At 67.6% G+C, this 13,114-nt stretch carries 10 protein-coding genes; 5 read left to right on the forward strand and 5 right to left on the reverse strand.

What is annotated here, in order from left to right:
* Positions 1 to 35: 35 nt before the first annotated feature.
* Positions 36 to 2,036, reverse strand: coding sequence for a DUF7997 domain-containing protein (locus tag NKI68_RS20965; protein ID WP_254546692.1), 2,001 nt, complete (start codon positions 2,034 to 2,036; stop codon positions 36 to 38).
* Positions 2,037 to 2,213: 177 nt separating this feature from the next.
* On the opposite strand from NKI68_RS20965, the gene NKI68_RS20970 reads away from it, so the two are divergent.
* A complete protein-coding gene (locus NKI68_RS20970; protein WP_254546694.1) occupies positions 2,214 to 3,275 on the forward strand; it encodes a TrmB family transcriptional regulator sugar-binding domain-containing protein in 1,062 nt (353 codons plus the stop codon).
* An 82-nt stretch (positions 3,276 to 3,357) separates the two neighbouring features.
* Here the strand turns inward: NKI68_RS20970 and NKI68_RS20975 are convergent, their stop codons facing one another.
* From NKI68_RS20975 to melA, 4 genes are all read right to left on the reverse strand, one after another.
* Positions 3,358 to 3,651 (reverse strand): PadR family transcriptional regulator, encoded by a 294-nt coding sequence (locus NKI68_RS20975; protein WP_254547081.1) that lies wholly within the window; start codon positions 3,649 to 3,651, stop codon positions 3,358 to 3,360.
* A gap of 815 nt (positions 3,652 to 4,466) precedes the next feature.
* Positions 4,467 to 5,810: a sulfatase family protein gene (locus tag NKI68_RS20980; protein WP_254546696.1), complete on the reverse strand. Its 1,344-nt coding sequence runs from the start codon at positions 5,808 to 5,810 to the stop codon at positions 4,467 to 4,469.
* Positions 5,811 to 5,915: 105 nt separating this feature from the next.
* Entirely contained in the window at positions 5,916 to 6,692 is a 777-nt protein-coding gene (locus tag NKI68_RS20985; RefSeq protein WP_254546697.1) for an IclR family transcriptional regulator, read from the reverse strand.
* Positions 6,693 to 6,859: 167 nt separating this feature from the next.
* Positions 6,860 to 8,215, reverse strand: coding sequence for an alpha-galactosidase (gene melA / locus NKI68_RS20990; protein ID WP_254546698.1), 1,356 nt, complete (start codon positions 8,213 to 8,215; stop codon positions 6,860 to 6,862).
* A 118-nt stretch (positions 8,216 to 8,333) separates the two neighbouring features.
* On the opposite strand from melA, the gene NKI68_RS20995 reads away from it, so the two are divergent.
* The 4 genes from NKI68_RS20995 to NKI68_RS21010 all read left to right on the forward strand — a co-directional run bounded on the left by NKI68_RS20995 (position 8,334) and on the right by NKI68_RS21010 (position 12,846).
* Complete coding sequence (locus NKI68_RS20995; RefSeq protein ID WP_254546699.1) at positions 8,334 to 9,674, forward strand: extracellular solute-binding protein; 1,341 nt, start codon at positions 8,334 to 8,336, stop codon at positions 9,672 to 9,674.
* 3 nt (positions 9,675 to 9,677) lie between these two features.
* Complete coding sequence (locus tag NKI68_RS21000) at positions 9,678 to 10,607, forward strand: carbohydrate ABC transporter permease (protein ID WP_254546701.1); 930 nt, start codon at positions 9,678 to 9,680, stop codon at positions 10,605 to 10,607.
* Positions 10,608 to 10,689: 82 nt separating this feature from the next.
* Positions 10,690 to 11,577 (forward strand): carbohydrate ABC transporter permease, encoded by an 888-nt coding sequence (locus NKI68_RS21005; protein WP_254546702.1) that lies wholly within the window; start codon positions 10,690 to 10,692, stop codon positions 11,575 to 11,577.
* A gap of 84 nt (positions 11,578 to 11,661) precedes the next feature.
* The gene (locus NKI68_RS21010; protein ID WP_254546703.1) at positions 11,662 to 12,846 is read left to right on the forward strand and encodes an ABC transporter ATP-binding protein; all 1,185 of its coding nucleotides are present in this window, start codon (positions 11,662 to 11,664) and stop codon (positions 12,844 to 12,846) included.
* Positions 12,847 to 13,114 lie beyond the last annotated feature (268 nt).

Raw genomic sequence — 13,114 nt, forward strand, 5'->3', positions numbered from 1 at the left:
GAACCGCCGCGGGCGATCATCCGGCGGTCGTTCGCTCACCGCTCCAGTAGCCCGTACTCGTCCATCAGGGCCACCGTCGCCAGCCTGAGCGCGTGGGGCCACCCGAGCGGGGTGGCGCTGTCGGGCGTCCCGTCGTCGAACACCTGCTCCGGGAGGTAGCCGCTGTCGAGGCAGAGCGGCCCGCCGGGGAGGACGAGCGCGAGCAGGTCGCGCGCGGTCGCGGCCAGTCGGTCGGCGCGCCCGTCGCCGCGATCCGCGAAGATCGCCGCCAGCGTCGCGGCGGCGTGGGCACCCCACGCCGTCGAGACGGTCCAGATCTTCTCGCGTTCCTGCTCGCGCCGTCGCCACTCGTCGCCCTCGTATCGGACGAGACCGGCGACCGCGGCCGTGTCGCGGGTCAGTTCCGCGACGACCGTCTCGACGTGCGAGACGAGCCGATCGAGCCGACGGTCGTCGAGGTCACCCACCCGGGCGTAGGCGCGGTGTGCGCTCGCGAGCGCGAGCGTCGCCGAATCGCATCGCCCGTCGAGGTCGCCCGCCCGCTCGTGGTCCCCGCCGTACTCCCGCAGGGCGTAGACGCCGCGGTCGTCCACCCAGAGGTCGTCGAGGGCGTCGTAGACGCGCTCGGCACGGGCCGCGGCGCGATCCGCGACCCCGTCCATCCCCGTCGCGGCGAGCGCGGAGTACGCCTCGAGGAAGGTGGCGGCGGTGTGCGCGAATCGCCCGGTCGTGTCCTCCCAGGCGTTCTGACAGGTGACCGGCCGACCGTCGGCGGCGAGGCCGTCGTCGAGTCCGTCGAGCGCGCGTTCGAGCGTCTCCCGGCCGTCCCCGTCGGCCGCGGCGAGGAACGCCGCGACGCTCCCCGTCTGGTCGGCCTGGTAGTCGACGCCGTCGCCGGCCTCCAGCCGCGCGTTGGCCCACCCCGGGGCGAGCGTGGCGTCGAACGGCCAGACGCGGTGGGGCCACGTCCCGTCGTCGAGTTGCGTCTCGCGGTAGACCGCCGCGCTGCGCGCGTGCCAGTCGTCGAGCCCGAGGTCGAAGTGGCGGTCGGCCTCCAGGAGGAAGCGGGAGATCTCGGAGTCGTCGCGGAACCACGAGTAGCCGTAGCCGCCGGAGTGGGCGTAGTACGGGTCGAAGTCCGGGCCGGCGACGCGCAGGCCCGTCCGACCGGACAGCGACGAGAGGACGCGCAGGTCGGCCGCGAGCGCGTCGGCGTGTGGAAGGTCCGGGTCGACCGTCGGCGGTCCGCGGCGGTCCGCGACCCGCTCCAGCGACGCGCGGTCGCGGTCGCGCGCGGCCGCCCGGACCGCGTCGAGCGCCGCCTCGCGCGGACGGTCGGCGCGCGTCGTCAGGAGCGTCGCGAGCGTCGCCGCCCCGGCGTCGGTCGGAACGACACACACGACGTCGCCACTCAGCGGGTGTGCGTCGGGAGTCGCCGAACCGCCGCGGGGGTACTCTGCGGGCGTCCGGTCGAGCAGTTCGTCGAAGCCGCCGAACGCGACGCCCCGAACCGCCTCGAACCCGGTCGCGCTCGCGAGGTAGTCGGTCTCCTCCGCGTGGTACACCTCGACGGCGTCGCCGTGGTGGAGCTGTCCGACGCGCGTGTCCCGGCCGTCGGGGGCGAAGCCCACGCAGGCGACGACCTCGAGCGATCGGCCGGCCGCGCTCGCGTCGAAGTGCGTGACGTGAACGTCGTCGAGCGTGAGGTCGTACTGCACGACGCGTCCGTACGCCGTCTCGTGGTCGGTCACGACGAGCGCGGTGCCGTCGCACCAGCGCTGCGTCGCGCCGGCGTCGAACCACGTCACGTCCGCGTCCGCGCCGTCGGCGGGGCGGACGCCGAACCGGGAGCGAGCGATCCCGGCCAAACCGACGAGCGGGTAGCTGAAGTCCCGGATCGAGCCGTCCGTCTCCACGTGGACGAGTCGACCGCCGTCGCCGGAGAAGCGACCCGTCGTCGTCCGCCGCTCCCCGGGGACCCTCGTCCGGTCGCCACGGTGCTGGTTGTAGTCGTTCAACGCGTCGCGCAGGTGCATCGCCGAGGGTTCGGCGGCACGTAGTAATAACTTTGGTGTACTTCTACTTCACAAATTTTTCGAGCGTCGTTCGGCTCACCGACGCCGTCCCGCCCGCGGTGACCGTAGCGGGGCGCTTCGAGGAGCGACGGACACGTCTACCGAGCGATGTAAGTACGATCCTCGTACAGTACGCCCATGGACGACGCGTCGCTGGAGGAATCGTTACGGCGGCTGGGGTTCTCGGCCAAGGAGGTCGACACGTACCTGACGATCCTGGAACTCGGAGAGGCGAAGGCGAGCACCGTCGCGAACGAGTCGGGCGTCTCCAAGCGGTACGTCTACAGCATCGCCGAGAAGCTCGCCGAGAGGGAGTTCGTGGCCGTCGACGACCACGTCGTCCCGACGATCATCAGGGCCAACCCCCCCGAGCGCGTCGTGACGGCGCTGACGGACGACCTCGAACGGATGCGCCCGGCGCTCGAATCGCGCTTCTCGCGGGCGACGCCCCGCTCGGCCCGCTTCGAGGTCGTCAAGTCGCGCGTCACGGTGATAAAGCGCGTCTCGGAGCGACTCGGTCGCGCCGAGACGGAGGTGACGCTCGCGATTCCCTACCGACTGATCGACGAGGTGGCGGCCGAACTACGGGCCGCAGTCGAGCGCGGCGCACTCGTCCTCCTGCTGGTCACCGGCGTCAGCCCGGACGGCGACCTCGATCTCGACGGTCTGGCCTCCGTCGCTCGCGCCTGGGAGCAACCGATGCCGACGATGCTGACGGTCGACCAGCGGGCGGGACTCGTCGCGCCGGGCGAGATGCTCTCGCGATCCGACAGCCCCGCACAGGCCATCGTCTTCGAACAGGAGCAACTCGGCCCGGTCATCGTCGGATCGTTCCTGGGGAACTACTTCCCGATGGCGACGGAGGTGTACACCGCCGACCCCGCCGCGCTCCCGTCCACGTACCGGAACTTCCGTCACGCGGTCCTGCAGGCGGCGCTCCACCGACGCGCCGACGCCCCTGTCCGTGCGCGAGTCACGGGCCGCCCCCTCCACGACGCGGATCTATCGACCGAACTCGAGGGGGTCGTCGTCGACGTGCGGCAGTCGCTCCTCGAACCGCAGACCAGTTCGTTCCCCGTCGAGAACACGCTCATCGTCGAGACCGCCGAGGGGACCTACAGCGTCGGCGGTCGCGGCGCGTTCGTCGAGGACTTCGAGGCCACCGACGTCGAACTGCGACCGGCGGACGCGCCGAACTGACCCGTCACGGCGGGGCGATCTCGATCCGGTCTCGTCGGATCCGCTCTTGCGAGTGCAGGGCGTGGCCCCCGGACTCGCGCCGTCAGGACGGCGCGGAGATGGAGAGGGGGAGGTAGGTGTCTTCCCAGTCGTGGCGGGCGGCGAGCGCTTCCCGCCCCTCCTCCGAGAGCGCGTACCAGTTGGTTCGACGGTCGATCTCGCCCTTCTCGACGTATCCGCGATTGACGAGGGTGTCGAGGTTCGGATACAACCGCCCGTGCGTGATCTCGCGATCCATCTGCGCTTCCAGTTCGCTCTTGACCTGCTGGCCCGACGACCGGTCGGAGCCCGCGATCACGTACAACAGGTCGCGCTGAAAGCCAGTGAGCTCGAACAGTGTCATGATACTCTCGTACCCCGGTGGTACGCCGTCCTATTCGTGCGAGTGGTAAAGACACGCACGGATCGTTGCCGGCACAACACTCACGCTGCCGTGCCTGATTCGGGTAGCGAGTCGACGGGTCGATACATTCGGCGCTCCGGGGTCCCCCGGTCCGCTCTCTGATCGTCGCTCGGAGACGACGTTCGCGCTTAAGGATGGATTTACATCACGAGCGAGCGCGACGCCGGACTCGGAGGCGGACGTATCGGACGCGCGACGGTCCGAACAGATACCGGTCGTCCCTCTCGCCGGTCGAACCGTCGGTACGTCACCTCCGCGTAGACCCATCGCGCTCGATCCGACCTCGAGGGGCGATCTATTTATTATTAACTACTCGTTTAGAGCGTCAATATGCGGTGATCGTTCGGTCACCTTCACGGTGAGTCCGCAGGGGTCCCTGGAACCGCCTTGCTGGCGTAGTACTGAACAGATCACGACACGTACTGCTCGATTTTGATGGCTGAACCCGCTATCTTCGAGGGCAGTAGAACCTCACCAAATGATTTATAAAACGAGGTTCGGGACAGTATCGTAGTGCTAAGTCATATAATACGTTGGTGTTTTGAAATTCTGTATAGCTCGAAAATAGAGTTTCTATCTCTACCGTCGAACGACCCGGCGTCGTGTGACGACCGCGGTCGCGGAGAGCGGGATGACGTCCGTACCCGGAGACGTTCGCTCGAGCGAACTGGTCAGAGAGCGTGGAAGTCGGGCTGGGATAACACCACTATCGTTGTTAGTGCGACCGGGGGTACGACCCTTCGGTCGGGTCAGTACTCGCGGTATCCGGGGTCCTCGAACCGCCGGATGTCGGGTTCGTGGCCCTCGACCCGTTCGATGTGCGCCGCGAGGCGTTCCCGGAGGTCGTCAGCCACGTCGCGGTAGTCGTACCGGCCGACGAGGTTGACCGACTCCTCGGGGTCGCGCCCGAGGTCGTAGAGGTACCGCTCGAGGTAGACGTCGCTGTTCGGATCACCGTTGCCGCCGCGCCACCCGTTCTCGGTCGGGGCCGCGACGGCGTACTTCCAGCGCGGGGTCCGGATCGCGCGACCGATCTCCGACTCGCTGATCTGGACGAACGCCTCGCCGCCGCCGTCCGGTCGCTCGCCGCGGATCACCGGCAGGAGGCTCTCGCCGTGCAGCCCGTCGGGGATCGGGACGCCGGCCGCGTCGAGGAGCGTCGGTGCGAGGTCGACGAGGCTGGTGACGCGCTCGACCGTCCGACCCCGATCGAACCCCGGGCCGGAGAGGATCGCCGGGACGCGGATGGCGGACTCGTGACACGTCCGCTTGTGCTCGCCGGGTCGCGTGCGGAAGTGACAGCCGTGATCGGACGTGTACCCGACGACGGTGTCCTCGCGGAGGCCGCCGCGGTCGAGGACCGAGAGCAGTCGGGCGACGCACTCGTCGAGGCGCTCGCACATCCCGTAGTAGTCGGGGAGTTCGTCGTACCACTCGCCCGGACGACCCCGCAGGTCCGGCGGCACGTAGGGGTTCGTCGCGTGGCGATCCGCGTACCCATCCGGTGCCACGAAGGTCCACCTGTCGTTCTGGTCGTGCGGTTCCAGGTAGGACACGACGAGGAAGAACGGTTCCTCGAGCGCGTCGAGCGCCTCGGCGGCGAAGTCGGTGAACGCGTCCGCCCGGTACCGCTCGAACTCGACGGGCTCGCCGGACTCGTCGTAGAGGTGGCCCTCCTCGGGGGACGTCGTGAACTCGGGGACGTCGGCCGCGATCCAGACGTCCTCGTACCCGCCGCGCCGGTCGCGCGGGACCGGCGCGTCGTGCGTGCCGGCGATGTGCCAGCTGCCGACGAACCCGACGTCGTACCCGGCGTCGCCGAAGTGGTGAGCCAGCGTTCGCTCGCCGGCGATGGAGCGCGAGAGCCGCCAGACGCCGGTCTCGGTGGCGTGCTTCCCCGTCTGGAGGGCGGCCTTGGCGGGGCCGCACGTCGGCTGGGGCGTGACCGCGTTCTCCAGTCTCGTTCCCCGTCGGGCCAGCGCGTCGAGCGTCGGTGTGAGGTCCATCGGCGACCCGTACGCGCCGACCGTGTCCCAGCGCTGCTGGTCGGTCAGGATCAGGAGGACGTTCGGCCGTTCGCGAGATGATGACATACGAGCACGTTCGCACCGATCCACTTGAAGACTCTGTCTCCGCACCGACCGTTCGCGCTGTGGAAACGCGCGGGTTCGACCGACGACCGTACCGGCGTCACGCAGTCACGACCGGAGGCGGTTCCGGATCGAGTTCGCCGTGCTCCCGAGGAAGCTCGGGACGTCCGAACGCGCGAACGTCTCCGTCATCCGTTCGGCCGATCCGGCGACCGAGACGGCGGCGATCGCCCGCCCCTCCTCGTTCGTGATCGGCGACGCGACGCAGTACTCCCCCTCGACGTACTCGCCGCGGTCGTACGCGATTCGCGTATCGTGAACGTTCTGGAGTTCCGCCGCGAGTTCGTCGCGGTCCGTCGTCGTCTGTTCAGTGAGTGAGTCGAGTCCGCGGTGGTCGAAGACGCGTTCGCGGACCGCCTCGTCCGTGTACGCCAGGATCGCCTTTCCCCCCGCGGTGGCGTGGAGCGGGACGCGCTCGCCCTCGTACTGGAACACCCGGTCGACGTCCGCCGGGACGACCTGGTTCACGTAGATCCCGCGACCGTGTTCGGGGACCATCAGGGTCGCCACTCGACCGGTCGTCTCGGCGAGCCGTTCGAGGGCGTCCTGCGAGGCCCCGTAGACGTCGAGCCGCGACCGGGCGGCGACGCCCAGCCCGAGGAGACCGACCGCCAGCCGGTACGAACCGTCGTCCTTCACCACGTAGTCGAGGCGGTGGAGCGTCGAGAGGTGCTTGTGGACCGTCCCCTTCGCGAGGTCGAGTTCCCCCGCGAGTTCGGTGACGCCCGCCCCGTCGAGGCGTTTCAGCGCCTCGATGACGCGGAAACTCGTCCTGGTCGCTTCGACCGTCCGCCCTTCCTGTTCGGGGATGTCACCGACGTCCATGGCGATCCGGTACCCGCCCGACTACATAAGCGTGTCCGTGTCCGTTCGCGCAGCGTGAACGAACGGCCGCGCGACCCGCGAATCGACCGGCGACGCGCGGCCGCGAAAACAGTTCCACCCGGGCGGTCGATCGCAGTGCGTTCACGCATCGTGAACGGAACGCGTGCTCAGTCGTCCGCCTCCATCCGAACCGGCCGGTCCGACGGGGAATCCGGCCAGTCGAGGTCGGGGAGGTACTCCTCGTTGGCCTCGATGAGGTCCTCGACCATCTCGTGGATCTCCTCGAGCGTCAGCCGGGCGCTCGTCAGCGGGTCGAGCGTGACGGCCTGGTGGACCTTCCGGCGGTCGTTCTCCAGCGCCCCTTGAACGGCGAGGTCGTAGACGGCGGTGTGCTGGCGGTCGAGCGCCGCGAGCTGGGGCGGCAGTTCGCCGACCGAGCAGGGGTGGAGTCCCGCGCCGTCGACGAGGACGGGCACCTCGACGCAGGCGTCGTTCGGGAGGTTCGCGACGGCGTTCGTCTCGTTGCTCACGTTCAGGTTGAACCGGCGCGGCGTGCCCGTCTCCAGCGAGTGGATGAGCCGCGAGGCGTACTCCTCCGAGCGCTCCGCGCCCACCTCGCCGAGGTCGGGCTCGAGGGCCGGATCGTCACGTGCCGCGGAGCGCTCGGTCCATCCCTCCAGGTAGCTGGCGGTCGGCATCCGCTCGGCGTAGTCCGTCCCGGTCATCGCCTCGACGACCGCCGGGTCCGTCCGGAAGTAGGGGACGTACTCGCTCACGTGGTGGCTGGACTCGGTGGGGAACGCGCCGAAGTGCTTCATCATCTCGAAGCGGACCGTGTCCCGCTCGTACGTCTCGGGGTCCTCTGCGGCGGCTTCAAGTTCCGGGTAGACGGAGTCGCCGTCGTGTTCCGCTTCGAGGAACCACGCCATGTGGTTGATGCCGGCTACCCAGTAGTCGAGTTCGTCCTCGGGGACGCCGGCGTAGTCCGCGATCGCCGCCGCGGTGTGCGGGACGCTGTGGCAGAGCCCGACCGTCTCGACGGTCGTCGCGTCGAACACGGCCTTACAGAGGATGGCCATCGGGTTCGTGTAGTTGAGGAGGAGGGCGTCGGGACAGAGGCGCTCCACGTCTCGGGCGACGTCGAGCAGGGTCGGGATCGTCCGCAGGCCGCGGAAGACGCCGCCCGGACCGGTCGTGTCGCCGATGGCTTGCTCGACGCCGTACTCCTCGGGGATGCGGATCTCGTTCTCGAACGGTTCGATGCCCCCGACGTTGATCATGTTCACGACGTAGTCCGCGCCGTCGAGGGCCGCCCGTCGATCCAGCGTGGCCTCGACCGTCGCGTCGAGCCCCTCGTTCTCGACGATGGCGTCCGCGACCCGCCGGGTCCGATCGAGGCGGCGTTCGTCGACGTCCATCAGGACGATCTCGCTGTCGGAGAGGTCGTCGAAGGAGAGGACGTCGCCGACGAGCTTGGTCGCGAACACCATACTGCCGGCCCCGATGAAGGCTATCCGTGGCATGCGTCTGAGCATGCCAGCTTCTCCCGTATAAATCTATACGTCCACCGGTCGGAGAGGGTGTCGACTCCTGTCGACCGAAATTTATATATGCCTCTACCTCGGTTCTTCGTTGTCTACCATGCTAGAAGACGCCATGCCGCCCGGCGTGAGCCGGCGCTCCGTGCTGGCGGGAGCCAGCGCGACGATCGCTGCATCGCTGTCCGGTTGTGCCGCGCTCGGGGGAAGCGGCGGTGGAGGTTCCGGGAAGCCGATCTTCTGGACCGAATACTTCGCCGACGAGGTCGACGACCCCTGGGAGAACTGGTACCACGAGTCGTACGAGAAGGAGACGGGGACCGACGTGACGGTCGCGGGCTTCCCGTACGCCGACCGGCGGAAGAAGTTCCTCACGTCAGCGCGGAGCGGAAATCCCGACTACATCGAGGGAGTCCTCTCGCACCTCAGCGAGTTCGTGAAGGCCGACCTCCTCGAACCCATCACCGACCGGGCGAAAGACCTCGAGCACTTCGACGGCTACGTCGACGGGGCCATCGACGCGGTCTCCTACCGGGGGGAACTCTACGGCCTCCCGTTCACCGGGAACGGCCGCGCGCTAATCTACCGGAAGGACGTCTTCGAGAAACACGGACTCGAACCGCCGGAGACGGCAGCGGACTTCCTCGAGGCGGGCCGCGTCATCAACGAGCGCGAGGACGACATGTGGGCATTCCACAACTGCACGAAGAAGGGGAGTACGCGCGCCTTCCAGGAGTGGATGTCCCACGTCTATCAGCACGCGGACGCCCTCTACACCTACGAGGGGGGGAGTCCCACGCTCGTCGCCAGCGCCGACGCGCTCGGTCAGGTGTTCGATAATTTCTACTACCAGGTGTGGGCGTCCGACGAGCCGATCGCGAACCCCGACCAGCGCGGCACCGGCTGGCAGGTCAACGACCCCGGCTACCTCAACGGCCAGTTCGCGATGATCGAGTGTGGGCCGTGGCTCCGCGGTTGGACGACCGGTGAGGAAGTCACGAACTCGGAGCGGACGAAGACGATCCTCAACGAGAAGACGGCCGTCGCACACCTCCCCCACGCCGGTACGGCGAGACGAGGGACGTACCTCGAGGTGAAACCGGTCATGGTCAACAAGCACTCCGAGCAGACGGACCTCGCCTGGGAGGGCGTCAGCCTGTTCACCAGCCCCGAGTCCTTCCGCCAGTTGAAGCAGGCGGAGCCGAACAGCGGCGACCTCGCCACCCCGGTCCACGAGGACATCGAGTCGACGCTCAGCGACGAGGACTGGCTCCCGTTCGTCGACGTCTTCGAGACGGGTACCCCGCTCGCGAAGATCAGTTGGGGACCGGTCAGGAAGGCGTTCTACGGCGAGATGCAGCGGGTCATCTACGGGAAGAAGGCACCCGATCGGGCAGGCAAGGACCTCCACAGCCGACTGAAAGAGCTGGAGTCCGAGGTGTAGATCGTGACGACGAACACGGAGTCCAGCCGTGCATCCCACCGCTCGCGGTACGTGGACGAGTTCCGCTCGCTGATCGGCGAGACGTGGCTGGGCGTCGGCCTCGTCCTCCCGGCCACGCTCCTGCTGTGCGTCATCGTCCTCTACCCGACGCTTCGGGGGATCTCGCTGGCGTTCCTCGAGAAGTCGCTGCTCCACCCGAACTCGGCGGAGTTCGTCGCGCTCCAGAACTTCTCCCGAATGGCGAGCGATCCGACGTTCTGGCTCGCGCTGAAGAACACGGTCCTGCTGACGGGCGTCGCCGTCTCGCTCGAGTATCTCCTCGGGTTGGGTCTCGCGCTCGTGCTCAAACAGAAAGTCCCCGGCATGTCGATCTTCCGGAGCGTCTCGATGGTCACGTGGGTGCTCCCGATCGTCGTGATGGTCATCATCTTTCAGTGGATGGTGCAACTCGACTACGGGATCGTCAACGTCGTGCTGGGGGCGCTCGGACTCCCGACAAAGTACTGGTTCGGGAGTACGACGTGGGCCTTCCCACTGATCACCGTGATGCACGTGTGGCGCAACATGCCGTTCTTCGCCATCGCGCTCCTCGCGAGCATGAAGAGCATCCCCGAGTCGCAGTACGAGGCAGCACGGATGGACGGTGCGAGCCCGCTCCAGCAGTTTCGGTACATAACCCTCCCGCAGATCTCGTACGTCTCGATGATCATGATCGTCCTCCACGTCATCTTCACGTTCAACAACTTCGACATCGTCTACCTCTCGACGGGCGGCGGCCCGCTCCAGTCGACCGAGGTGCTCGCCACGTACGTGTACAAGCAGGCGTTCGGCTCCTACGCGCTCGGGTACGCCGCCTCCATCGGCGTCGTGATGCTCGTGCTCATGCTGTCGTTCACCGTCGTCTACGTCAAACTCGAGGGGGTGGGCGAATGACGCTCCCGTCGCTCACACCGGCCGGAGTGCAGGGTGCGCGCGAGGCGTCCGACGCGGCCCGCATCGACGGAGGTGACTGGTGATGTCGACGCGGTCGCCGAACGGCCTCGTCGAACGCTTCGACGCGTGGCTCGGCACGGAAGTGAGCGCCAGGAGGGGCGTCGTCGTCTACGCGGTCCTCGGGGTGTACTTCTCCTTCCTCCTCCTGCCCATCGCCTACCTCGTCCTCTCGACGCTGGTCGCGGAGAGCGTCCTCTACTCCGGGCGCGTCCTCCCCGCGCTCTCCGAGTTGACGATCGGTCACTACGTGACCGTCCTCACGAAGGGGGAGTTCCAGCGCTACGCGGTCAACTCAATCGTCGTCGCGACCGGGACCACGACGCTGACGCTCCTGTTCGGATCGCTGGCAGGGTACGCGCTCAGCCGGTTCGACTTCCCCGGCAAGCGCGTGTTGCTGCTCGGCTACGTCTCCACACAGATGCTCCCCTGGGTGCTGGTGCTCATCCCGTTCTTCCTGGTGATGTTCAACCTGCACCTCATCGACACGCACACCGGGATCGTGCTGGCGCACACCGCGTTCGCGCTGCCGTTCGCCGTGTGGCTCCTGAAGGGCTACTTCGACGACATCCCCGAGTCGCTCGACGAGGCGGCGAGGATGGACGGCTGTTCGCAGTACGAGGTGATGCGCCACGTCGTCTTCCCCCTGGCGCTCCCCGGCATGGCCGTCGCGGGCTTCTACACCTTCGTGCTGTCGTGGAACGACTACCTCGCCGTGTCCATCCTCTCTCAGACGGCCGCGACGCGGACGCTCCCATTCGGTCTCCAGTTGTTCCAGTCCTCGAACACCGTCAACTGGGGGCTGGTCCTCACCGCCGCGACGCTGACGATGCTCCCCGTCGTCGTCCTGTTCTCGCTCGTCCAGCGGTGGGTCGTCGAGGGGCTGGCGGGCGGCGGCATGAAGGGCATGTGACCGTCCGTCTCCGGCGGGGCCCGTTCCGTTCGCCGGCGCGGGAGAAGAAGATTTAACACTGATAACCGACAACGAGAAACTCACATGGGACAGCTTAGCATACAGGGGTTGACCAAACGGTTCAGCAACGCGGAGGGTGACATCGTCGCCGTCGACGACGTCTCGATGGACATCGAGGACGGGGAGTTTCTCGTTCTGGTCGGGCCGTCGGGCTGTGGCAAGTCCACGACGCTCCGCTGTATCGCCGGCCTGGAGAGCGCGACGGAGGGGACAATCTCCCTCGATGGCGTCGACATCACCGACCGCCGCTCGCAGGATCGGGACATCGCGATGGTCTTCCAGAACTACGCGCTCTACCCGCACATGACCTCGCGACGGAACATGTCGTTCGGTCTGGAGATGAGCACGAGCCTCTCCGACGGAGAGATCGACGAACGCGTCGAGGAGGCCGCCCGGATGATGGGGATCGAGGACCTCCTCGAGAAGAAGCCGAAGGAACTCTCCGGCGGGCAACAGCAGCGCGTCGCACTCGGCCGCGCCATCGTGCGCGACCCGGCGGTCTTCCTGATGGACGAACCGCTCTCCAACCTCGACGCCAAGCTCCGGACGCAGATGCGCACCGAACTCCAGGCGCTCCAGCAGGAACTGGACGTGACAACCGTCTACGTGACCCACGACCAGACGGAGGCCATGACGATGGCCGATCGGGTCGCCGTCCTCGACGGCGGCGAACTCCAGCAGGTCGGCACGCCACTCGAGTGCTACCACGCGCCGGCGAACCGCTTCGTCGCGGGGTTCATCGGGTCGCCGTCGATGAACTTCTTCGACGTGGCCTACGACGCCGAGGCGGGTGAACTCGTCCACGACGCGTTCGCGTACCCGCTCTCGGGGTCCGCCCGGGAGGCGCTCGCCGCCGCGGACGCCGACGAGGCGCTCACGCTGGGAATCCGCCCCGAGGACGTCCGCCTGACCGACGGGGAGGCGGGAGGTCACGCCATCGACATCGACGTGAACGTGATCGAACCGCTCGGCGACCAGACGTTCGTCTACTTCGAACTCGGAGAGCGGACGTACACCGCGAGCGTCAGCGGCGAGCGCGTCGTGCGGGAGGGCGAGCACGTCGAGGTCGTCTTCCCGGAGGACCGCCTGCACGTGTTCGACCGACGGACCGGCGAGGCGATCAAGAACTGCGACGTCGGAGCGGAGGTCGGGGTGAGCGGCGTCGGTGCGACCGACGCCGACGTCGGCCGCTCGTCCGCTGGCGACTGACGGTCCGTCTCCGAACGCCTCGTTCTCCCCGGCCTGTGAACCGCTCTCGGAGCGGCCGGGAGCGACCGCTCGGCTCGTACTCCGATCGCGTGGCGACAGACTCGAGTATCGACTTCACCTCCTCCGTCGGACGGCAACTCCCGACCTCCGATCGACGATATACATCAGTAGTGATTTCTCGAAAGTTATTACTTAAATACTATCTCCAACTATTGATGTTACGGCCGGAGTAGCGTCCCGCGACGACGCCGACCGGACCTGGGTACCG

The organism is Halomarina pelagica, assembly GCF_024228315.1.
Lineage (GTDB): Archaea > Halobacteriota > Halobacteria > Halobacteriales > Haloarculaceae > Halomarina > Halomarina pelagica.